Origin of the sequence: Streptomyces sp. NPDC101152 (genome assembly GCF_044768275.1) — a bacterium.
Lineage (GTDB): Bacteria > Actinomycetota > Actinomycetes > Streptomycetales > Streptomycetaceae > Streptomyces.
In genome coordinates this window covers 25,923-47,541 of sequence record NZ_JBIWPO010000038.1, presented here as the reverse complement: position 1 = coordinate 47,541, position 21,619 = coordinate 25,923, and the positions used below count along the sequence as shown (strand labels likewise).

23 protein-coding genes and 2 pseudogenes are annotated in these 21,619 nt (G+C 71.0%); 9 read left to right on the top strand and 16 right to left on the bottom strand.

Going from position 1 to position 21,619, the window contains the following annotated elements; genetic code table 11:
- Positions 1-28: 28 nt before the first annotated feature.
- The 6 genes from ACIRVK_RS33795 to ACIRVK_RS33770 form a co-directional block, all read right to left on the bottom strand.
- A complete protein-coding gene (locus tag ACIRVK_RS33795; RefSeq protein ID WP_404253911.1) occupies positions 29-1,456 on the bottom strand; it encodes an amino acid permease in 1,428 nt (475 codons plus the stop codon).
- Positions 1,453-2,130 (bottom strand): FadR/GntR family transcriptional regulator, encoded by a 678-nt coding sequence (locus tag ACIRVK_RS33790; protein ID WP_404253971.1) that lies wholly within the window; start codon positions 2,128-2,130, stop codon positions 1,453-1,455. Before ACIRVK_RS33790 ends, ACIRVK_RS33795 begins: the two co-directional genes overlap by 4 nt.
- A gap of 173 nt (positions 2,131-2,303) precedes the next feature.
- On the bottom strand, positions 2,304-2,681 hold the full coding sequence (gene crcB / locus ACIRVK_RS33785) for a fluoride efflux transporter CrcB (RefSeq protein ID WP_404253909.1): 378 nt from the start codon (positions 2,679-2,681) through the stop codon (positions 2,304-2,306).
- Positions 2,678-3,055, bottom strand: a complete 378-nt coding sequence (locus ACIRVK_RS33780; protein ID WP_404253907.1) for a DUF190 domain-containing protein — start codon at positions 3,053-3,055, stop codon at positions 2,678-2,680. Before ACIRVK_RS33780 ends, crcB (ACIRVK_RS33785) begins: the two co-directional genes overlap by 4 nt.
- On the bottom strand, positions 3,052-3,513 hold the full coding sequence (gene crcB, locus ACIRVK_RS33775) for a fluoride efflux transporter CrcB (RefSeq protein WP_404253905.1): 462 nt from the start codon (positions 3,511-3,513) through the stop codon (positions 3,052-3,054). The genes ACIRVK_RS33780 and crcB (ACIRVK_RS33775) overlap by 4 nt, the downstream gene beginning before the upstream one ends.
- A 166-nt stretch (positions 3,514-3,679) precedes the next feature.
- Complete coding sequence (locus ACIRVK_RS33770; protein ID WP_404253903.1) at positions 3,680-4,642, bottom strand: SMP-30/gluconolactonase/LRE family protein; 963 nt, start codon at positions 4,640-4,642, stop codon at positions 3,680-3,682.
- A 179-nt stretch (positions 4,643-4,821) separates the two neighbouring features.
- Here ACIRVK_RS33770 and ACIRVK_RS33765 point away from each other — a divergent pair, with 179 nt between their 5' ends.
- Complete coding sequence (locus ACIRVK_RS33765) at positions 4,822-5,661, top strand: ribonuclease BN (protein ID WP_404253901.1); 840 nt, start codon at positions 4,822-4,824, stop codon at positions 5,659-5,661.
- Positions 5,662-5,676: 15 nt separating this feature from the next.
- On the opposite strand, the gene ACIRVK_RS33760 is transcribed toward ACIRVK_RS33765, so the two are convergent.
- The 3 genes and pseudogenes from ACIRVK_RS33760 to ACIRVK_RS33750 all read right to left on the bottom strand — a co-directional run.
- Positions 5,677-5,964 carry an ArsR family transcriptional regulator gene (locus ACIRVK_RS33760; protein WP_404253899.1) on the bottom strand — a complete coding sequence of 96 codons (288 nt, stop codon included), beginning with the start codon at positions 5,962-5,964 and terminating at the stop codon, positions 5,677-5,679.
- Between the two features lie 223 nt (positions 5,965-6,187).
- A pseudogene (locus ACIRVK_RS33755) lies at positions 6,188-6,499 on the bottom strand (glycosyl hydrolase 53 family protein); the annotation flags it as partial.
- Positions 6,499-6,894 (bottom strand): annotated as a pseudogene (locus ACIRVK_RS33750) (beta-galactosidase); the annotation flags it as partial. The pseudogenes ACIRVK_RS33750 and ACIRVK_RS33755, both read right to left, overlap by 1 nt.
- Before the next feature lie 226 nt (positions 6,895-7,120).
- On the opposite strand from ACIRVK_RS33750, the gene ACIRVK_RS33745 reads away from it, so the two are divergent.
- Complete coding sequence (locus ACIRVK_RS33745) at positions 7,121-7,471, top strand: VOC family protein (RefSeq protein WP_404253897.1); 351 nt, start codon at positions 7,121-7,123, stop codon at positions 7,469-7,471.
- A gap of 72 nt (positions 7,472-7,543) precedes the next feature.
- Positions 7,544-7,942, top strand: coding sequence for a MarR family winged helix-turn-helix transcriptional regulator (locus ACIRVK_RS33740; RefSeq protein ID WP_404253895.1), 399 nt, complete (start codon positions 7,544-7,546; stop codon positions 7,940-7,942).
- On the opposite strand, the gene ACIRVK_RS33735 is transcribed toward ACIRVK_RS33740, so the two are convergent.
- Positions 7,937-8,542: a TetR/AcrR family transcriptional regulator gene (locus ACIRVK_RS33735; RefSeq protein WP_404253893.1), complete on the bottom strand. Its 606-nt coding sequence runs from the start codon at positions 8,540-8,542 to the stop codon at positions 7,937-7,939. The genes ACIRVK_RS33740 and ACIRVK_RS33735 overlap by 6 nt on opposite strands.
- Positions 8,543-8,642: 100 nt before the next feature.
- Between ACIRVK_RS33735 and ACIRVK_RS33730 the strand changes: the two genes are divergently transcribed.
- Positions 8,643-9,566: an oxidoreductase gene (locus ACIRVK_RS33730; RefSeq protein ID WP_404253891.1), complete on the top strand. Its 924-nt coding sequence runs from the start codon at positions 8,643-8,645 to the stop codon at positions 9,564-9,566.
- A gap of 84 nt (positions 9,567-9,650) precedes the next feature.
- Here ACIRVK_RS33730 and ACIRVK_RS33725 read toward each other — a convergent pair whose 3' ends face one another.
- The 6 genes from ACIRVK_RS33725 to gndA form a co-directional block, all read right to left on the bottom strand.
- Positions 9,651-10,760, bottom strand: coding sequence for a hypothetical protein (locus ACIRVK_RS33725; RefSeq protein WP_404253889.1), 1,110 nt, complete (start codon positions 10,758-10,760; stop codon positions 9,651-9,653).
- 73 nt (positions 10,761-10,833) lie between these two features.
- Complete coding sequence (locus ACIRVK_RS33720) at positions 10,834-11,235, bottom strand: SseB family protein (RefSeq protein WP_404253969.1); 402 nt, start codon at positions 11,233-11,235, stop codon at positions 10,834-10,836.
- A 289-nt stretch (positions 11,236-11,524) separates the two neighbouring features.
- Entirely contained in the window at positions 11,525-12,181 is a 657-nt protein-coding gene (locus ACIRVK_RS33715; protein ID WP_404253887.1) for a Type 1 glutamine amidotransferase-like domain-containing protein, read from the bottom strand.
- Complete coding sequence (locus ACIRVK_RS33710) at positions 12,070-12,618, bottom strand: cysteine hydrolase family protein (RefSeq protein WP_404253885.1); 549 nt, start codon at positions 12,616-12,618, stop codon at positions 12,070-12,072. The genes ACIRVK_RS33715 and ACIRVK_RS33710 overlap by 112 nt, the downstream gene beginning before the upstream one ends.
- Complete coding sequence (locus ACIRVK_RS33705; RefSeq protein WP_404253883.1) at positions 12,615-14,111, bottom strand: purine-cytosine permease family protein; 1,497 nt, start codon at positions 14,109-14,111, stop codon at positions 12,615-12,617. Before ACIRVK_RS33705 ends, ACIRVK_RS33710 begins: the two co-directional genes overlap by 4 nt.
- Positions 14,112-14,350: 239 nt before the next feature.
- Positions 14,351-15,790 (bottom strand): NADP-dependent phosphogluconate dehydrogenase, encoded by a 1,440-nt coding sequence (gene gndA, locus ACIRVK_RS33700; RefSeq protein ID WP_404253881.1) that lies wholly within the window; start codon positions 15,788-15,790, stop codon positions 14,351-14,353.
- Between the two features lie 187 nt (positions 15,791-15,977).
- Between gndA and ACIRVK_RS33695 the strand changes: the two genes are divergently transcribed.
- The 5 genes from ACIRVK_RS33695 to ACIRVK_RS33675 all read left to right on the top strand — a co-directional run bounded on the left by ACIRVK_RS33695 (position 15,978) and on the right by ACIRVK_RS33675 (position 21,492).
- Entirely contained in the window at positions 15,978-17,432 is a 1,455-nt protein-coding gene (locus ACIRVK_RS33695) for a glyceraldehyde-3-phosphate dehydrogenase (RefSeq protein WP_404253879.1), read from the top strand.
- 104 nt (positions 17,433-17,536) lie between these two features.
- Positions 17,537-18,988: a purine-cytosine permease family protein gene (locus ACIRVK_RS33690; protein WP_404253877.1), complete on the top strand. Its 1,452-nt coding sequence runs from the start codon at positions 17,537-17,539 to the stop codon at positions 18,986-18,988.
- A gap of 131 nt (positions 18,989-19,119) precedes the next feature.
- On the top strand, positions 19,120-19,782 hold the full coding sequence (locus ACIRVK_RS33685; protein ID WP_404253875.1) for a YceI family protein: 663 nt from the start codon (positions 19,120-19,122) through the stop codon (positions 19,780-19,782).
- Between the two features lie 149 nt (positions 19,783-19,931).
- Positions 19,932-20,354, top strand: coding sequence for a YciI family protein (locus ACIRVK_RS33680; RefSeq protein ID WP_404253967.1), 423 nt, complete (start codon positions 19,932-19,934; stop codon positions 20,352-20,354).
- The gene (locus ACIRVK_RS33675) at positions 20,347-21,492 is read left to right on the top strand and encodes an RNA polymerase sigma factor (protein WP_404253873.1); all 1,146 of its coding nucleotides are present in this window, start codon (positions 20,347-20,349) and stop codon (positions 21,490-21,492) included. The genes ACIRVK_RS33680 and ACIRVK_RS33675 overlap by 8 nt, the downstream gene beginning before the upstream one ends.
- The last annotated feature ends 127 nt before the right edge of the window (positions 21,493-21,619 follow it).

Below are 21,619 nucleotides of genomic sequence, written 5' to 3'. Positions count from 1 at the left end.
GTGCTGTGCGGGGCTTTCAAGACGCCCCCTAGATGTTGGACGTGCGCCCGACCCGGCGGCGGACGCCGAACCATCCGCCGACCAGGGCCCCCACGATCAGCGGCAGGCACAGCACGGTGGTGCGGCCGGCGCCTCCGTCGGCGTACATGAGGACCAGGACGGAGGCGAGGAAGGCCAGCGTCACGAGTTCGGTCCAGGGGGAGCCCGGCAGCCGGTAGCCGGGGCGGGTCAGCTCGCCCTTCTGCGTCTTCTGCCAGAAGAGGAGGTGACAGATCATGATCATGCCCCAGGTGGAGAGGATGCCGATCGCGGCGAAGTTCAGGACGATCTCGAAGGCGTCCGCCGGAACGACGAAGTTCAGGCCGACGCCCAGGACACAGATACCGCTGGTGAGCAGGATGCCGCCGTACGGGACCTGGCTGCGGCTCATCACCGAGGTGAACTTCGGCGCGGAGCCGGACATCGCCATGGAGCGCAGGATGCGCCCGGTGGAGTACAGGCCGGAGTTGAGCGAGGACATGGCCGCGGTGAGGACGACCAGGTTCATCACGCCGCCGGCCGCGGGGATGCCGACGTGGGACAGCACGGTCACGAAGGGGCTCTGGGCGGCGCTGTACTTGTTCCACGGCAGCAGCATCGACAGCAGGACCACCGAGCCGACGTAGAAGAGGCCGACGCGCCACATGATCGAGTTGATCGCCTTCGGCATGATCTTCTCGGGGTTCTCGGTCTCGCCGGCCGCGACGCCGACCAGTTCGACGGAGGCGTAGGCGAAGACGACGCCCTGGATGATCAGCAGCATGGGCAGCAGGCCGTTGGGGAAGACGCCGCCGTTGTCGGTGATCAGGGCCGGGCCGGGGTGCGTGCCGTCGACGGGGTGCTGGGTGACCAGCAGGAAGATGCCGATGCACATGAAGACCACGAGCGCGCTGACCTTGACGATCGCGAACCAGAACTCCAGCTCACCGAAGATCTTGACGGAGATCAGGTTGACCGTCAGGACGACGGCCAGGGCGATCAATGCGATCAACCATTGAGGGATGTCGGAGAACATGCCCCAGTAGTGCGTGTAGGTGGCCACCGCGGTGATGTCGGCGATGCCGGTGGTCGCCCAGTTCAGGAAGTACATCCAGCCGGCGGTGTAGGCGCCCTTCTCGCCGAGGAACTCACGGGCGTACGACACGAAGGCACCGGACGAGGGCCGGTACAGGACCAGTTCGCCGAGGGCGCGCACGACCAGGAAGGCGAAGACGCCGCAGACCGCGTACGCGATGAACAAGGAGGGTCCGGCGTCGGCCAGGCGGCCGCCCGCGCCGAGGAAGAGACCGGTGCCTATGGCGCCGCCGATGGCGATCATGTTGACGTGCCGGGACTTGAGGGACTTGCGGTAGCCCGCGTCCCCGGCGTCCACATGTGCGGCCGCTGTGCGCGTCTCGTCTTTGAGGTGCTCGCTCACGCCTCGGGTCCGCCTTCCGGTGGTGTTTCCGCGCGCGCGGGGCGCACGATGTCGGTGAGGGTCGTCTCGACGCGGTCGAGGTGGTGCGCCATGGCGTCCACCGCGTCGAGTTCGGAACCGTCCATCAGCGCCTCGACGATCGCCCGGTGCTCGCGGTTGGACTGCTCGCGGCGTCCGCCCAGTTCGTTGAGGAAGGCCGACTGACGCGCCAGTGCGTCGCGGATCTCCTCGATGACCCGGCGGAAGACCGGGTTCTGGGCGGCCTGGGCGACAGCGAGGTGGAACAGCGTGTCGAGGGCGACCCACGAGGTGGTGTCGGTCTCCCGCTCCATGCGCTCCAGCAGGTGCGCCAGGTGGTCCAGGTCCTCGGGCGTGCGGCGCAGGGCCGCGTAGCCCGCCACCGGGATCTCCACGTGGCGGCGCACCTCCAGCAGGTCGCTGGCCGCGTAGTCGCCGAAGGTGGGGTCCTCGACGGCGTTCGCGACGACGAAGGTGCCCTTGCCCGTCTTGGAGACGGTCAGGCCCATCGTCTGCAGCGCCCTGAGGGCCTCGCGCAGCACGGGCCGGCTGACCTCGAGTGTGCGGCACAGCTCGGCCTCCGAGGGCAGCTTCTCCCCGACCGCGTACTCGCCGTTCTCGATGGCGGCACGCAGATGCCCGAGGACCGCTTCCAGGGCGCTGACACGCCGCGGACCCTGACTGGCTGTCTTGCTGTCTGACAGGTTCACGGGAGCGATCCTCCGGGTGACGTACGGGAGATGTCAAGGGGCGTGAAAAAGGAGATTCACGGGGCGTGGGGCCTGAATACCACCTCACGCCGGGCGGTCTCAGCTGCTCAGAGTGCCGGTCACCCGGCCCACAAGGCGTGCGCGAGGGACACTCCGACGAACGCCGCGCCGAGGCCCGCCGTCACGCTGCCGACGACGTTGGCGGCAGCGTAGAGCCCGGCACCCGTCTCGGTGAGCCGCAAGGTCTCGTAGGAGAAGGTCGAGTAGGTGGTCAGGGCCCCGCACAGCCCCGTGCCGATCAGCAGCTGCAGATGGACCCCCGCGGCCCCCTCGGCCACCGCTCCGGTCAGCAGGCCGAGGACCAGGCAGCCGGAGACGTTCACCAGGAACGTGCCCCAGGGGAACACGGAGTCGTGCCGCGACTGGACCGCGCGGTCGGTCAGATAGCGCAGCGGGGCGCCGATCATGGCACCCAGGACGACCAACACCCAGTTCACGACTTCCGGCCCCTCGCGCCCGCCGTGCCCGGGCCGTCCTCGCGGCCGACGTACCGGATCACCTCGCAGTCGTCGAGGATCACCAGTCCCTCGGCGACGAGTTCGTCGAGCTGCGGCAGGAAGGCCCGTACCCGCTCCTCGGTGTCCACGACGACGATCGCGACCGGCAGGTCCTCGCTCATCGACAGCAGCCGCGAGGTGTGGATCAGCGAGGAGGCGCCGAAGCCCTCGATGCCGCGGAAGACGCTGGCGCCGGCGAGTCCGGCCGCGTGGGCGCGGTGCACGATCTCCGAGTACAGGGGCTTGTGGTGCCAGGTGTCGTTCTCGCCGATGAAGACGGTCACCCTCAGGGCGCTGCCGGTCAGCCTCGTCATGGCTGCCTCCACTTCAGGACGCGGCGGGCCGCGGCCACCGCGAGCCACACCGCCGTGAGCGCCGCGAGCAGGGTCGCGGCCAGATAGGCCAGCCCCGTGCGGGGATGGCCGGCGTCGATCAGCTTCTGGACGTCGACGGCGTAGGTCGAGAAGGTGGTGAAGCCGCCGAGCACGCCGGTGCCGAAGAAGGGCCGCACCAGGCGGTGGGCGGCCCACACGTCGGTGATGACGACCATGAACACGCCGATCACGGCACAGCCGACGACGTTGGTCCAGAAGGTCGCCCACGGGAACCCGCCGGCCGGGGTGGGCCACCACAGGGAGAGCGCGTAACGGCCGGTGGCGCCGATCGCCCCGCCCAGCGCCACCACCGCGACCACGGGTACCTGGCCACGCCAGGCAGGCCGTCGCGGGGCGCGCGGCCGGGCGCGGAGGCTCTCGGCTTCCGGGGCTGTCATGGTCGTACGTCTCCTACTCGCCGGGGCCCGGGCAGACGGGCGCCGCTGCTTCGCAAGTAGGGACCGTTGGCGGCGTCACTGCCGCGGTTCGGGTACGGCGGGCCCCACCACCGCGCCGCGTCAAGCCGCGGCAGGGCTTCAGGGTAGCGTCCGGGCCGCGCCGTGGTCACTTCGGGGCCGGGCGCTCGCACACCGCCAGGCCCCGTTCCCACAGGCTGCCCAGGACCAGGTGCCCGTCGGCCTCGCAGACGCTGGTCACCATGCGGTAGCCGGAGCGGCGGCGGGTGAGGTGGTGCACGATCTCGCCCCGGTCGTCCACCGCGAGGACGCCGATGGTGCCTGTGGGGCGGTAGGGGGCGCGGACGGCGATGCGGGCGGCGGCGCGGCGGACGGCGGGGGCGGCGCGGTGCAGCAGGTCGAGCGGGGGGACGCGCGGACCGGCCAGGGAGACCCAGATCGGGCCGTCGGGGGCGGCGCGCCAGATGTTGTCGGGCATGCCGGGCAGGTTCTCGGCGAAGGGCTCGGCGTGCCCGGCCCTCGCCCCGGTCAGCCAGTAACGGCTGAGCCGGCGGGCGCCGGTCTCGGCGACGACCAGGAAGGACTCGTCGGCACTCAGTGCCAGGCCGTTGGCGAACTGCAGCCCGTCCAGCAGCACCTCGGGGCGTTCGCTGCCCGGCGGGAGGCGCAGCAGCCGGCCCGTGCCGGTGTGCTCGACGATGTCGCCGATCCACTCGTCGAGGGGGTGGCTGCGGCTGGAGACGGTGAAGCAGACGCTGCCGTCGGACAGCGACACGACGTTGCTGCAGAACCGCAGCCGCTCCCCCGCCACCGAGTCGGCGAGGATCCGGACGATGCCCTCGCGCAGGTCGACGCGCAGCAGCCCGAGTTCTGCGTCGCACACCAGCAGGACGTCGTCGGGCAGGAGTTCGAGGCCGAGGGGGCGCCCCCCGGTCTCGGCGAGCACCTCGACGCGGGCCGGGCCGGGACCGGTCAGTCCGTCGACGCGCAGGATGCGGCCGTCCTCCACTCCGGTCAGCACCCGGCCCCGGGCGTCGGCGACGACGTCCTCGGGGCCCCGGCCGCCGATGGCGACGTACCGCAGCGGGACGAGTTCGGTGGCACGGTCCATGGGAACCTCCTCGACGAGGTCGGACAGTTCATGCTGGCATGCGGGCGATGGCACACCGGGTACCGCATCACCCGAAGGGGTTTACCTCCGGGGTTTCCTGGCCACTCAGGACATCGCCACCAGTGTCCCCACCGGACCATGCGCCCAGAGGCGTACCGGAGACAAGAAGGGGTGGTCCCATGCACCGCTCGGCCGCCTGGTGGCATCGGCTGGGGTTCGCCGAGCTGCACCGGCGGGGCAAGGAACTGGAACTGCTGCACCGGGCCATGGGGTTCGCGACCCTCGCCCTGGTCACGCTGGCGCCGCTGCTGATCGTGGTCGCGGCGGCGGATCCGCTCGGGCACGGCGGGTTCGCGCTGTGGCTGGTGGACGGCATGGACCTGTCCGGCCGCTCGGCGCACGCGCTCACCAGCGTCTTCGGGCCGCCGAAGCGGGTCGTCAGCACCACCAGCGCCTGGAGTGTGGCGCTGCTGGCGCTGTTCGGCCTGTCCTTCGCGTCCAGCGTGCAGAGCGGCTACGAGCGGATCTGGAAGCCGTACGCCGGCCCCTGGCACCGGCTGTGGCAGCAAGTGGTGTGGCTGCTGGTGCTGATGATGTACGTGTACACGCAGGTGCAGACCCGCAACGTGCTGCAGGGACCGCCCCGCATTCCGCTCAGCCTGGCCGTCGGGGTGCTGTTCTTCTGGTGGAGCCCGCGCTTCCTGCTGCACCGCCAGGTCCGCTGGCTCCATCTGCTGCCGGGCGCTCTGGCCACGATGGCGGGCCTGGTGGGCCTGCGCTGGTTCTCGTACGTGGTGTTCACCCCGCTGCTCGTGACCAACGCCATCAGCTACGGCCCCGTGGGCGCCATCCTGGTCGTGGAGTCCTGGCTGGTCGGCGTGGGCTTCGTCGTCTACGGCGGCGCTCTGCTGGGGCGGCTGCTGTGCGAGCGGTTCGGGTACACGGACGAGGACGACGAGGCGGAGCCCCCTCAGAAGCAGGGGCCGACGCCCATGCGGTCGTCGGAGGGCACGGTCTAGGCGGACCGCTACTCCCTACCAGCCTTTCTCGAACATCCGCGCCACCTCGGCGACCCGCATCTCGTCACGCCGGTAGTAGGTGCGCCGGCGGACTCTGCGGGTGCGCAGCAGACCCACCGCGGCGAGCAGGTCGAGGTGGGTGACGGCGACCGCGCGGGGCACGGCGAGTTTCGCGGCGACGGCGTCCGCGGTGACGCCGTCCTCGGCGAGGTCGCCGTGGGGCTGCGGTGGGAAGTGGGCGGCCGGGTCCTTCAGCCACTCCAGGATGTCCAGGCGTGTCGCGCTGACGGGAGTCCTCAACATCTCGTCCCCCTTTCCGGACGGACCGCCTCACACCGCGTCTTCCCACTGTCCCGCACGGCAGACCGCCGTGTCGGGTACTCATGGGCCCTTGGCCGGGACCGGACGGTCCTGTGCGCCCGGAGCCGCCCTCCGGCCGGAGGGCGGGACCGGCACGAGCGAGCATCGTCCGGAAAAGGGCGAGGACCCGGCCGCTCCCCTGCGACCGGGCCTTCGGCCGGTGGGTTCAGCGGTGGCTGAACCAGCTCATGGCCGAGGTGGCCTTGTCGTTGTAGTCGAACAGGGCCTGGTTCTCCCAGCCGTTGCCGGAGCTCGGGTCGGCCGGGTCCCAGCCGTTGCCGGTGACCGCGGTCCAGGGGGCCTCCCAGTAGAAGACGCCGAGTCCCTTGTGGTTCGGGACCGCCTCCACGACGGCGGCGACGGCGTTCATCCACGCCAGCTGTCCCGCCTGGGTGGCCGGATGGCCGGTGACCAGCTCGCTGCTGGTGTCGATCTGGTTCTCCAGCGAGTCGTCCTGGGCGAGGGTGAACGGGTAGGCAGCTCGAGGGCCGGGTGGTCGCCGTAGCGCTCGGCGAGGCGGGTGGTGATGTCCGCGGCGGCGGCGCGGTGCGCGGCGTTGCTGTGACAGATGGCGCCGCGGGAGCCGAACTCGTAGCGCACGCCCGTGTCGGTCACCGGCAGGGCGTCGGGGTGCGCCCGGTAGGACCAGGCCGGCGGGCAGACGGTGGGGGTTCCCAGGTCGACGCGGATGCCGTTGTCGTGCAGCAGGTCCAGCAGGCGGTCGAGCCAGCCGAAGTCGTACGTCCCCGGTGAGGGCTCCAGCAGCGCCCAGGAGAAGATCCCGACACTCACCGTCGTGACGCCGGCCTCCCGCATCAGCCGGACGTCCTCGGGCCAGACGCCTTCCGGCCGGCACCGGCCCCCACGAGCCAGCCGGCACGGTGCTCCTCCCCTTCAATCGGCCTGCGGCCGACTCGGCGGGGCGTGTTCGGAGCGCGTACCCGTCTCGCACGACTGCACGGACGGGTGCCCCTGGCGGAGCGCTGCGCACCCGTCGGCGCAACCGGTCAGGATCCGAGAAGCCACCTGCCGCTCCCCCGTCCTAGCGTGGGACCACCGGCGAAAACCAGTCGGATCCGCCCCTACGGAGGAGCTCGCCATGACCGCAGGCCTGAAGACGATCATCTACCCCGTCAAGGACGTCAACCGGGCGAAGGCCCTGTTCACCGCCCTGCTGGAAGTGGAGCCGTACGCGGACGAGCCGTACTACGTCGGCTTCAAGGACGCCGGTCAGGACGTCGGCCTCGACCCCAACGGACACGCCCAGGGCCTGACCGGGCCGGTGCCGTACTGGCACGTGAGCGACATCCGCGGTCGGCTGGCGGCGCTGGTCGAAGCGGGCGCGGAGGTCGTGCAGGACGTCCGTGACGTCGGCAACGGCCGGCTCATCGCCTCGCTCAAGGACACGGACGGCAACCTGGTCGGGCTGCTCCAGGACCCGACCGCCTGACGACCGCCCGCTGCATGCACCCGCATTGGTTGCACGCTCAACGAATGGCTCGTTCGGTGTTACCGTGCGGGTATGGCAGCGAAGACGGCCGGGGCCGGGCTCGAGGAGAAGTGGCGGGACATCCTGTCCGTGCACGCCCGCACGATGTGCGAGATCGACCGGGTGCTGCACCCGCACGGCCTCGGCGCGAGCGACTTCGAGGTGCTCGACATCCTCGCGTCCGAGGCGCCCCGCGAGGGCGACCAGTGCCGGGTGCAGAACCTGGTCGGCCGGGTGCATCTCAGCCAGAGCGCGCTGTCCCGGCTCATCGGCCGACTGGAGAAGGACGGCCTGGTGGAGCGCTCCGTCTGCACCGAGGACCGACGCGGCGTGTACGTCGCCCTCACCCGCAAGGGCCGCGACCTGCACGCCGAGGTCCTGCCGCTGCAACGGGCCACGTTGGAGCGGATGTTGGGCCAGGGTGCCCTATGACCCGTCCGGCGCACAGCCGCGCAGGGCGAACGCGATCACCTCGTCGAGCCCGGACCCGGCGACTTCGGGCGGCAGCATCCCGGCGGTGACCAGGCCGGCGTAACCGTGCAGGACGGCGAACACCGGGACGCCGACGCGCTCCAGCGGCCCCTCGCGCACCTCACCCCGCCGTTGCCCTTCGTCGATCACCGACACCAGCACCTCCGCCCAGCGTTCGGCCGCCTCCCTGAGCGCCTCGGACGCCTCCGGGTCGTGCTTGATGGAGTACATCAGGTCCAACAGCGCCGCGTTCTGCCGGGCGAAGTCCACGTAGGCGCGGACCATGACGTCCAGGCGCTCCGCGAACGACTCGCCCGCGCTCCCGCGTGACCGCTCGAGCGCCACCGCCAGCCGCTCGAAGCCCGCCAGCGCCAGCGCGTCCAGCAGTGCCTGCTTGTCCTTGAAGTGCCGGCTCGGCGCGGCATGACTGACGCCCAGGTCCCGGGCGAGCTCCCGGAGCGACAGGGCGGACGGCCCCTTCTCCTTCAGCGTCTCCTCGGCGCGGGTCAGCAGCGCGGCGCGCAGGTCTCCGTGGTGGTAGCGGCGGGTGCGGGTGTGCATGGGCGTCAGTGTACCGGTCATGTTTATCCCGCCTACATTGTTGCCACCGTCACCATTGTTGACATTGACAGCATTGTTGGCGACGCCTACATTCGCTGGCATGACTACTGCACCCAGCAAGTGGAACGTCACCGACATCCCCGACCTGACCGGCCGCACCGCCGTCGTCACCGGCGCCAACAGCGGCCTGGGCATCGCCACCGTCGAGGCGCTCGCCGGCGCGGGCGCGCACGTGGTGCTCGCCGTACGGGACCCCCGGCGCGGGGAGGCCGCGGCGGCCGGCGTGCACGGCAGCGTGGAGGTGCGCCGGCTCGACCTGGCCGACCTCGCCTCCGTGCGCGAGTTCGCCGCCGGCTGGCAGGGCGCTCTCGACCTGCTCGTCAACAACGCCGGCGTCATGAACATCCCCGAGTCGGCCACGAGGGACGGCTTCGAGACGCAGTTCGGCACCAACCACTTGGGCCACTTCGCCCTGACGAACCTGCTGCTGCCGCACATCACCGACCGCGTGGTGACGGTGTCCTCCGGCGCCCACCGGATGCCCGGCAGCCCCCGCATCCACTTCGACAACCTCAACCTGACCGGTGAGTACGCCCCGATCAAGGCCTACAGCCAGTCCAAGCTCGCCAACCTGCTGTTCACCCTCGAACTCCAGCGCCGTCTGGCCGAGTCGGGCTCGGCCGTACGAGCCCTGGCCGCGCACCCCGGCTGGGCCGCCACCAACCTGCAGAACCACGACGGCAGCGCGCTGCGCCGCGCCTTCATGCAGGTCGGCAACCGCTTCATCGCCCAGGACAACAAGGCCGGCGCCCTGCCCACCCTCTACGCCGCCGTCCAGGACCTGCCCGGCGCGAGCTACATCGGTCCGGACGGTCTCGGTGAGATGCGCGGCGCCCCCACCCTGGTGGGCCGCTCCGCCGCGGCCAGCGACCCGGAGAGCGCCCGCCGTCTGTGGACCGTCTCCGAGGAACTGACCGGCGTCACCTTTCCGCTGTCGGCGGCCACCGCCGGGGCACGGCCGTGATCGGTCTGCTCATCGCCGCCGTGTTCGTCCTCGGCCTCGCCTGCCTGGCCATGGCGGTCGCCTTCTGATCCGCCGGACCACGGCTCAGCCCGCCGCAGGTGCCTCGGGGCGCCCGTCGCCGGGTCTGCGGTCCGCGGGCCGGCGCGGCGGAACGGGCCTCGACGCGAAGTCGCGCGGCCCCGTCCACAGCGCGGGCACGGCGTCGCAGCGGCGGCACAACTCGTAGGCGATCGCCTCGTAGTTGACGCGCCAGCCGTGGAAGTGCGGCCAGGCCTCGGCGGTGGGGCGTTCGGCACGGAAGCCCGCCGCCTCCAGCATGGCGGCCGCGGCCTCGAACTCCTCGTAGGTGAGCCGCACGGGGGCGTCCGGGGCGGGGTCGGGGTCGAAGGGGATGCGCTGGACGCGGGCCATGTCCCGCAGCGCGGTGAAACCGGCGCGCAGGACGAGGCGGGCGGCAGGCGGGGCGGCGCCCGGGGTGAGCGCGAGCTGCATGGCGGCCGCGTCCATCACGGCGACGAGGCCGACCAGCCAGTGCCGGTAGGGGCGCGGTGAGCGGAACGCCATCAGCACGGGGTACGCGGAATGGCTCTCGCCGATGTCGGAGGCCAGCCGTTCCCAGGCCCGGTACAGCTCCGGAAGGGCGGTCTCGGTGTCGACCAGCCACTGCCTGGCCAGGATCTCCGGACCCCAGGCGGGCTCGCCGGCCCGCGACTGGAGCAGGGTCACCTCCAGCTCGCGGCGATTGTAAGCGGCGTAGAGGGTGGGCAGGTAGGCGATCTGCAGGGCGATGAGGACGGGGCCGGTGGCCGCCGCGACGAAGTCGAGCGCGGACAGTCGCAGCCGGTCGCCGCTGGCGAAGCCGAGGGTGAGCAGGCTGGAGCCCGCCTCGCGGAAGGAACTGCCCCAGGACAGCCCGGACAGGGCGTGCAGCAGCAGCCCGAACCCGAGCAGCGCGCCGCCGAGCCAGGTGGTGAGCATGCCGATCAGGATCAACGGGGCGAGCCAGGTCTGCGCGCGGTCGATGGCGTCGTACCCACCGCCGGGCGCGGCGAGCCGCAGCAGGCGGCGCAGCAGCCACCACAGCCGGTAGACCAGCATCGAGTACAGGCCCCGCGGCACCACGAGGGTGCGCAGGACACTGCCCACGAGGACCACCAGCAGCAGCCCGCCGGCCACGCCGGAGATCCATGTCATGCGGTCATTGTGGCCCGCGGCGACGAACGGGGCCTCGTCGCACCGTCATGGGCGGCCGGGCCGCCCCACGGTCTCAGGGCCTGGCCAGCAGCGTGCGTACGCCTTCCGAGGTGAGCGTGAGCGGGTGCTCGGAGCCGGCGTCGATGGTGAGCGACAGGTCGTCGGCCGGCCACTGCGAGGCGAGCGCGCCGAGCGGTACCAGGCGGTAGCGGGAGACGAACGGCAGCAGCTCGGCCATCTCCCCCTCCGAGGTGAACACGGGCACCACCGGGTCGCCGCCCGGCTGCTCCAGCACGGGCAGGGCCACGGCGCTCGGATCGGTCGCGTCCTCCGGATTCGCGTCGTCGGGCACGGGGACCAGCACCTCGCTGCCGGCGAGCGTGTCCAGCGCCATCGTGTCCTCGGTGTTCACGGCCAGGGCGTCCAACGCCTGCCGGGCCGGCGGGGTGGTGTGGTCGTGGGCGGGTGTCTCCATGGCAGATCCCCTGGTAGCGGTGGTGGTACGGCCCACCCGGGCAAGATCGCTCCCGGGCGCGGTCCTGGTCGCGTACCCGATCCGGAGCGGCCCATTCCTGCCCGGCGCCGGACAATGACCGGCGACCTGCTGCCGGTGCCCCCGGGCTTCCGGTGTCCCGGCTCGTCCGGGCGCGGTCACCTGCCACGCCGCGTACGGCCCGGTGGTCGTGCCGTCCGCCCGCACACCGGTGTACTGGTCCCAGCCGAGCCAGGCGGCGGCCCACCCGAGCGTCCGAGCCGTGCGAAGGTCAGCCGAGCGGGCGTCCCGGCACGACGTGCTCCCGCACCCCGCCCCGCCCGTCGGTCTCGACGCGGTACACATGTGAGCCCGCAGCCCCGGACACCGTCTCCGTCAGCCGCCCGTCCGCGACGAGCGCCGCCGCCCCGTCGTCCAGTGCCCACCCTCCCGGCAGCGACCCGTCGGCCACCGCCGCCCGGTAGGAGGGGCGCCGGCCCGGTTCCACGTCGTAGTGCGGGCAGACCGAGCCGGACAGCAGACCCAGGCCGCCGTGGAGGTTCACCAGCGGGCCGAAGGAGTCCGTGCTCGAGGCCTCGGCCCAGCAGTTGGCGCCGGCACTGGTGCCGCACAGGAGGGCGCCCCGGTCGTAGGCCTCGCGCAGCAGGCGGTCCATGCCGTGCACGCGCCAGACGGCCGGCATGTTCGCCGTGTTGCCCCCGCCCGCGTACACGACGTCCTTCGCGAGCACATACGCGCGCAGCGCCTCGTCGTCCAACTCCCGCTGGAACAACGGCAGTACGGACGGCCCGCAGTCCTGACGCCGGCGCACGGGGGTCATCCTCGCTCCGCGAGGAGCTCGGCGACCGTGGTCAGGCGGATCAACGGCCCGTAGGAGTCCATGAGTCGAAGGGCGCGCTCGTGCGTGTCGTCGTCGGCTCCCGCACACGCGTCGGCGACCACCACGACCTCCACTCCCGCGTCAGCGGCGCCGAGGGCGGTGGACAGCACGCAGCAGTCGGTGCTGACGCCGGTCAGGACGAGGCGGTTGTCGGGGCCGAGGAGGGTGGCGAGTCGCGGGCCCCATTTGCCGAAGGTCGTCGCGTCCAGCGTGGGGTGGGCGTGATCGGTGAAGTCCTCGGTCAGCTCCCACAGTCGGGCGTCCGGCGGCTGGAGCGCGAAGGGCCACCGGTAGTAGTACGCCCGCCAGGCACCCTCGGGTTTCGCCGGGGCCAGGAAGCGGGTGAACGTGACCCGGTCGCCAAAGGCCGGCAGCAGGCCTCGTACACCGGCCGCCGCCTCGGCGTACCGGGGGGCGGCCCAGGGACTGTCCGGCTCGGCGAAGACGCGTTGCATGTCGATGACGGTGAGCAGGCCGCCGGTCATACGGCGGCTCCCGCGTCCCTCGGGCTCGGCGCCTGAGCCTCCTGCGCGTCGACGCGGGCACGACCCGCGAGGGTGCCGAGGAAGCCGAGGACGAGCGCGGCGAGGACGCCGAGGTTGGCGTAGGCCCAGGCGCCGGATTTGCCTCCGAGGCCGAAGGGGTCGAGCAGGTAGCCCTGCCACGTGAGCCAACTGGCGGCCGAGTTGGTGACCAGGCCCCACCCGAGGGCGGTGGCGACGACGGTCAACAGCAGCGGCAGGAGCGGTACGTCGCCGTAGCGGCCCGTGGGCCGGTAGAGGTCGGCCTCGTCGTAGTCGCGCCGCCGCAGGAGGAGGTCGGCGAGCATGATCCCGCACCAGGCGGCGATCGGGACGCCCAGCGTGGTGAGGAAGCCCGTGAACTGGCCCAGGAAGTCGCCGGCGAAGAAGACGATGTAGACGGATCCCGCGATCATCAGCACGCCGTCGACGAAGGCGGCCAGGTGGCGGGGGATCCGGATGCCCGCCGAGAGCAGGGCGAGGCCCGAGGAATAGATGTCCAGGACCGCGCCGCCGACCAGGCCGAACACCGCCACCACGGCGAAGGGGACCAGGAACCAGGTGGGCAGGATGGTGGTCAGCGCGCCGATCGGGTCGGCGGCGACCGCGGCGTTCAGCTTGGTGGAGGAGCCGGCCAGCAGCAGGCCGAAGACCAGCAGGAGCAGCGGGGCAACGGACGCGCCGAAGGTGGTCCAGCCGATCACGGCCCGGCTGGAGGAACGGCGGGGCAGATAACGGGAGTAGTCGGCGGCCGCGTTCACCCAGCCCAGGCCGAAGCCGGTCATCATGAACACCAGCGCTCCGATGAACTTCTCCCCGGAGCCGGCCGGGATCGCGCTGACGGTGCTCCAGTGGATGTGGTCGGCGACGAGCCCGATGTAGACGACGGTGAGCACACCCGTGACGACGGTGATCACGGTCTGCAGCCGCATGATCAGGTCGAAGCCCATCACGCCGCCGACCACGGTCAGCGCGCCCACGACCACGAGCGCGACGGCCTTCGTCCCGGTGCCGCCGCCCCAGCCGAGCCGTCCGAAGACGGTGGCGGTGGCCATGGTCGCGAGCGCGCAGAGCACGGTCTCCCAGCCGACGGTGAGCACCCAGGAGATCACCGAGGGCAGCCGGTTGCCCCGGACGCCGTAGGCGGCCCGGCTGAGCACCATCGTGGGCGCGGAGCCGCGCTTGCCGGCCACGGCGATGAGGCCGCACAGCAGGAACGAGAAGACGATGCCGATGACCCCGGCGATCAGCGCCTGCCAGAAGGAGATCCCGAACCCGAGCGCGAAGGCCCCGTAACTCAGGCCCAGGATCGAGACGTTGGCGCCGAACCAGGGCCAGAACAGGGCACGCGGGGTGCCCTTGCGCTCGGCGCCGCCGATCACGTCCAGCCCGTGCGTCTCCACCTGGAGCTGCCGGGCCGTGGGTCTGCTGTCGGGGGAGTCCTGAATTTCCGTCATCGCCGCCCTACCCGTCCAGATGTGTCCAGTGGAGGCTAGGCAGGCCACACAGGGGCGTCAACCGGCTTTCAGCGGGCCCAGAACGGCAGGGGCGGGCAGACGTCGGCGCAGGAGCAGGGGCGGTGGCGGTCAGGGCCGCCGGGCGGCGAGCGCCACGGCGGCCGTACCGAGTCCGCGTCTGATGTGGATCATGCCATCGGGAACGACGGGTTCCGCCCGATGGTCACGCCCGGTGTGCGTCAGGCGGGGGTCTCGTGGCGCTCCGGGGCGGCCCAGTGGGTGTGGAAGGCGCCGGGGCGGTCGGTGCGCCGGTAGGTGTGGGCGCCGAAGTAGTCACGCTGGCCCTGCAGGAGGGCGGCGGGCAGGCGGCCGGCGCGCAGGGTGTCATAGTGGGCGAGGGCGGCGGAGAACGCGGGCACGGGGATGCCGCGGCGGGCGGCGGAGGCGACCGTCTCCCGCCAGGGCACCTGTGCGTCGGTGATCTCCATGGCGAACTCCATCTCGCCCAGCAGGCTGACCAGTTCACGGTCGAAGGCATAGGCGGCGCGGATGCGGTCGAGGAAGGAGGCGCGGATGATGCAGCCGCCGCGCCAGATGCGGGCGACCGTGCCGAGGTCGATCTTCCAGCCGTACTCGGCGGCCGCGTCCTGGATCATCTTCCAGCCCTGGTCGTAGGCGATCACCTTGGACGCGTACAGGGCGTGTTCGACCTGGGAGGCGAAGCGTTCGGCCTCGGTACGGCTGAGGTGCGGCCGGGTGCCGCCGGGCAGGCCCGCGTAGGCGGCGCGCAGTTCGCTCTGGCCGGAGGCGGCGCGGGCGAAGGTGGCCTGGGCGATGGCGGTGACCGGTGAGGCGAGGTCGAGCGCGGTCTGCACGGTCCAGCGCCCTGTGCCCTTCTGGCCCGCGGCGTCGGCCACGATGTCGACGAAGGGCGCGCCGGTCTCCGGGTCCGTGTGGGCGAGGACCTCGGCGGTGATCTCGACCAGGTAGGAGCCGAGGCGGCCGGCGTTCCAGCCCCGGAAGACCTCCGCGATCTCGGCCGGAGTGTATCCGGCCACCTGGCGCAGCAGGTCGTACGCCTCGGCGATGAGCTGCATGTCGGCGTACTCGATGCCGTTGTGGACCATCTTGACGAAGTGGCCGGCGCCGTCGCTGCCGATGTGGGCGGCGCAGGGCTCGCCGTCGACCTTGGCGCTGATGGTCTCGAACATGGGCCCGAGCACGTCGTACGCCTCCGCCGAGCCGCCGACCATGATGGACGGTCCCTCCAGGGCGCCCTCCTCGCCGCCGGAGACGCCGGCGCCGACGAAGTGCAGGCCGCGCTCGCGCAGGGCGGCCTCGCGGCGGCGGGTGTCGGCGAAGTGGGCGTTGCCGCCGTCGATGATCATGTCGCCGGGCTCCAGGAGCGGCACGAACTCGTCGATGACCGCGTCGGTGGCGGCGCCGGCCTGCACCATGATCATCAGGCGGCGGGGGCGTTCGAGGGCGGCGACGAACTCCTCGGCCGTCTCGGCGGCGACGAAGGACCCCTCGTCGCCGTACACCTCCATCAGCGCGCGCGTGCGGCCCACCGTGCGGTTGTGGACGGCGACGGTGTACCCGCGGCGGGCGAAGTTGCGCGCCAGGTTACGGCCCATCACACCCAGGCCGGTCACGCCGATGGCTGCGGTTGCGTTCATGGTGTTGGTCCCTCGATCGGTTCCGGTGGCGGTCGGCGGGGCGGGCAGGCCCCCATGACCGTGAGGTACGGACGGGGAGCCGGATCGTCTCGATTCACTCCTGGTTCACCCCCTGGCACCCCCGTTCGACGGATCGAAACACGAAAGGTTTAACATATGAGCGCCGCCTAGCTCGAAAGATGGATCAGTGACCCTCAACGACGACTCGTTCACCAACTGGAAGACCCGCGAGGAGATCGCGGAGTCGATGATCCCGATCATCGGAAAGCTCCACCGCGAGCGGGACGTCACCGTCCTGCTGCACAGCCGCTCCCTGGTGAACAAGTCGGTGGTGAGCATCCTCAAGACCCACCGCTTCGCCCGGCAGATCGCCGGCGAGGAGCTCTCGGTCACCGAGACCCTGCCGTTCCTCGAGGCACTGACGACGCTCGACCTCGGCCCCTCGCAGATCGACATCGGCATGCTGGCCGCCACGTACAAGGACGACACCCGGGGTCTGACGGTGGCGGCCTTCACCGCGGAGGCGGTCGCCGGGGCCACCGGCGCCAACAAGATCGAGGGAGGCGTCGGCCGCGACGTCGTCCTCTACGGCTTCGGCCGCATCGGCCGCCTGGTCGCCCGCCTGCTCATCGAGAAGGCGGGCTCCGGCAACGGCCTCAGGCTGCGCGCCATCGTGGTGCGCGGAGGCGGCGATCGGGCCCCCGAAGATCTCGTCAAGCGGGCCTCGCTGCTGCGCCGGGACTCCATCCACGGCCAGTTCCAGGGCACGATCACCGTGGACGAGGAATCGAGCACCATCTTCGCCAACGGCAACGCGATCAAGGTGATCTACGCGAACCACCCGTCCGAGGTCGACTACACGGCGTACGGCATCAGCAACGCCATCCTGATCGACAACACCGGCAAGTGGCGCGACCGCGAGGGCCTGTCCCAGCATCTGCGTCCCGGCATCGACAAGGTCGTGCTGACCGCGCCGGGCAAGGGCGACGTCCCGAACATCGTGCACGGCGTCAACCACGACACGATCAAGCCGGACGAGCAGATCCTGTCCTGCGCCTCCTGCACCACCAACGCGATCGTGCCGCCGCTGAAGGCAATGGACGACGAGTACGGCGTGCTGCGCGGCCACGTGGAGACCGTGCACTCCTTCACCAACGACCAGAACCTGCTGGACAACCACCACAAGGCCGACCGCCGTGGCCGTTCGGCGCCGCTGAACATGGTCATCACCGAGACCGGCGCCGCCTCCGCCGTCACCAAGGCGCTGCCCGGCCTCCAGGCCCGGATCACCGGCAGCTCGATCCGGGTCCCGGTGCCGGACGTCTCGATCGCGATCCTGAACCTGCAACTGGCCCGGCCGACCGACCGCGAGGAGGTCCTCGACCACCTCCGCAAGGTCTCGCTGACCTCGCCGCTCAAGCGCCAGATCGACTTCACCACCGCCCCCGACGCGGTCTCCAGCGACTTCATCGGCTCGCGACACGCCTCGATCATCGACGCGGGCGCCACCAAGGTGGAGGGCGACAACGCCATCCTCTACCTCTGGTACGACAACGAGTTCGGCTACTCCTGCCAGGTCATCCGGGTCGTCCAGCACGTCTCCGGTGTGGAGTACCCGACGTTCCCGGGCCCGGCCGCCTGACCTGGGCCGACTGTCTGGTCAAGGGTCGGCAATATGACCTTTGGCCAGACCATTCCGGGGGAATGAATCCGGCCACAGGGGTGGGGGAGCACTCTGGAGGCGCCGTGACCACAACGTCGGAACCAAGGGTGTCGGGCCTGGAGATACGTTCCATCGACTACGTCCCGCTGGACGAGCGCCACGGCAAGCTCTGGCACCTCGGCCCGCTGTGGTTCATGTCGAACGCCCAGATCGCGACCCTGGCCGTGGGCCTGATCAGCATCACCGAGGGCGGCAACCTGATCTGGTCGCTGATCGCGATCGTCGCCGGCACCGTCCTCGGCACCTTCTTCATGGCCTTCCACTCCGCCCAGGGCCCCCAGCTGGGCCTGCCGCAGATGATCCAGTCGCGGCCCCAGTTCGGTTACATCGGCGCCCTGCTGGTGTGGCTGTTCGCCTACATCCAGTACGCGGGCTTCAACGTCTTCAACACCATCCTCGCCGGCGAGGCCATGCACACCACCGTGCACGGCGGCGTGAAGCTGTGGGTGGTCGTGGTCACCGTCGTCGCACTGGTCATCGCGCTGGTCGGCTACGACGTCATCCACCGGGCCGAGCAGTTCCTGACGTACACCTTCCTGGTCGTCTTCGGGATCTTCACCGTCGGTGTCCTGGTCACCCTGCACTACCCGGCCGGCTCCTTCGACCTCGGTGCCTTCAAGTGGACACCGTTCCTGGCGCAGTTCGGCGTGGTCGCCGGCTACCAGATCAGCTGGGCGATCTACGTCTCGGACTACTCGCGCTACCTCCCCCCGGACGTCACGGTCCGCAAGACCTTCTACTGGACCTACTTCGGCTCCGCCCTCGGCGGCATCTGGCTGATGGTGCTCGGCGCGCTGCTGGCGGCCTGGGCGGGCAAGGACTTCGACACGATCAAGTCGATCAACGCGGCGGGCGACAAGGTGTTCACCGGCTTCGGCGCGATCGTGCTGCTCTTCGCCGTCCTGGGCCTGGTCTCCGTCACCGCGCTGAACATGTACGGCGGCTCGCTCACGTTGATCAGCGCCGTCGACTCGATCAGACGGGTGCGCCCGACGCTGAGCGTACGGCTGGTGACGATCGGTCTCACCGCGGCGCTCTCGCTGGTCGGCGCACTGGCCGCGACGTCCAACTTCCTCGCGAACTTCAACAACTTCCTGCTGCTGGTCCTCTATCTGTTCATCCCGTGGACCGCGGTCAACCTGATGGACTACTACGTCGTGCGCCGTGGCCACTACGCCATCGCCGAGATCTTCAACCCGCGCGGAATCTACGGGCGCTGGGGCTGGCACGGCATCATCGCCTATCTGGTGGGCTTCGCTGTCATGGTGCCGTTCTTCTCGGTGGGCACCCTGTACACCGGCCCGGTCGCGCACTCCCTCGGCGGAGCGGACATCTCCCTGTTCGTCGGTCTGCCGGTGGCCGCCGTCCTGTACTGGCTGTTCACCCGCTCCATCGACGTGGCCGCGGAGGCCCGGCTGGGCGAGGCGGAGGCGGCGGAATTGGAGCAAGCGGCACACGAACACCGCGAGCCCTGACGGATATCGCCGAATCAGACATTCCTGCCGCGAACCGATTCCGTGGCGAATATGTGTGGATTATGTTCGGGCAGGTACTGGGCCTGAAGCGGGCTTGCGGCAATAACTTTCTTCAAGTAATCACGTGAAGCATGAACTTGTTCACCCGCGCTGCGTCCCTGCGCCGCCCGGCTCCCCCCGCAGCTTCACCGTCCTCCGCACACGCACCGGCCTTCTCCCCCACCGCCGGCCCGGCCGACCCCTCGCTCGCCTCCCTGACCGGAGAATGGATGATCGACCCGGCGCACAGCCGGATCGGTTTCTCCGTCCGGCACGCCATGGTCACCACGGTGCGCGGCGCGTTCACCGAGTACCGGAGCAGGCTCTTCTTCGACGGCCGCGATCCCGCCCGCTCGCAGGCCGAGATCGTGCTGTCCACGGCCAGCGTCGACACCGGCGTGGAACAGCGCGACGCACACCTGGTCGGGCGGGACTTCCTGGACGCCCGCACCTACCCCAGCATGAAGTTCCGGAGCACCGCCGTCGAGGTCGACGGCAACGATGTCTACCGCATGACCGGCGACCTCACGATCAAGGCCGCAACGCGTCCGGTCGTACTGGAACTCACCTACATAGGACAGGTCACCGACCCCTTCGGTTATGACCGCGTCGGATTCGACGGCACCACGACGATCAATCGTTCCGAATGGGGTCTGACCTACAACGCGAAACTGGCCGAGGGCGGAGCCATGGTGAGCGAGAAAGTCCGCCTCCAATTCGACATCGCCGCCATCCGCACCGCCCCCACCGGATGACGCGGTGAAGCCGGCCCGCGCTCCGTGACCGCGGTCGCGGGGCGCGGGCCGGAAAAATCTTCCCCGGAGGATGTCGAGAACCCGTGGCCCGCTCCGTCCCCGAGGTGAACGCGACCACAATGGGTCGCACCAGCACCGAGGAGACCACGATGGCCAAGTACCTGCTGCTCAAGCACTACCGAGGCGCCCCGGCTTCCGTGAACGACGTACCGATGGACCAGTGGACGCCGGAGGAGATCTCGGCGCACGTGCAGTACATGAACGACTTCGCGGCCCGCCTGGAGAAGACCGGCGAGTTCGTCGACAGCCAGGCGCTCGCCCCCGAGGGGACGTGGGTCCAGTACGGCGGTGAGGGGCGCCCGCCGGTCACCGACGGCCCGTTCGCCGAGACCAAGGACCTCATCGCCGGCTGGATGATCATCGATGTCGACAGCCACGAGCGCGCCGTCGAGCTGGCCGGGGAGCTGTCGGCGGCGCCCGGGGCGGGCGGGAAGCCGATCCACGAGTGGCTGGAGCTGCGACCGTTCCTGCACGCGCGTCCCACGGTCACGGAGTGCCTGCTTCATGGATGAGGCACTGCTGCGCAGCCTCACACCGAGTGTCCTGACCGTCCTCGTCCGCCGCGGAGCCGATTTCGCGGCGGCCGAGGACGCCGTACAGGAGGCCCTGCTCGAAGCGGTGCGCGTCTGGCCGGCCGACCCGCCTCGGGACCCGAAGGGCTGGCTGGTCACCGTGGCCTGGCGGAAGTTCCTCGACCAGACCCGCGCGGACAGCGCGCGTCGCCGGCGTGAGGACCGTCTGGACGAGGAGCCACCGTCCGGATCCGTTTCGGACGTGGACGACACGCTCCAGCTCTACTTCCTGTGCGCCCACCCGTCGCTCACGCCCTCGTCCGCCGTCGCGCTCACCCTGCGCGCCGTCGGCGGGCTCACCACCCATCAGATCGCCCAGGCCTACCTGGTGCCGGAGGCGACCATGGCACAGCGCATCAGCCGGGCCAAGCGCACGGTCTCCGGCGTCCGGTTCGACCAGCCCGGCGACGTCGCCACCGTGCTGCGCGTGCTCTACCTGGTCTTCAACGAGGGGTACTCGGGCGACGTCGACCTCGCCGCCGAGGCCATCCGGCTCACCCGGCAGCTCGCCGCCGGCATCGACCATCCCGAGGTGGCGGGGCTGCTCGCCCTCATGCTGCTGCACCACGCCCGGCGCGCCGCCCGGACCGCGCCCGACGGCAGCCTGGTGCCGCTCGCCGAGCAGGACCGCGGCCGGTGGGACACCGGGTTGATCGCCGAGGGCGTCGCGATCCTCCAGGGGGCCCTCGCCCGCGACCGGCTGGGCGAGTTCCAGGCCCAGGCCGCCGTCGCGGCCCTGCACGCGGACGCGCCCAGCGCCGAGGAGACCGACTGGGTGCAGATCGTCGAGTGGTACGACGAACTCGTCCGCCTGACCGGCAGCCCCGTCGCCCGCCTCAACCGCGCGGTCGCCGTCGGCGAGGCGGACGGGCCGCGCGCCGGGCTCGCCGCGCTGGCGGAGCTGGACGCCTCACTGCCCCGCCACACGGCGGTGGCGGCCCACCTTCACGAACGCGACGGCGACATGGCGACGGCGGCCCGGCTCTACGCGGAGGCCGCTCTCAAGGCCCCCAACCTCGCCGAACGCGACCACCTGACCCGCCAGGCGGCACGACTCAACGCCGCGCGCCGCCGATGACGTGGTCCCCGCACGCCGAACGTACCGGCCTACACCGCCCACCTCACAACTATGGTGCCCCACCACATGTCCGCCTGACCTGCGCCTTCCTACGGTGTGCCGACACCCACCCGTCCCCACCGCACAC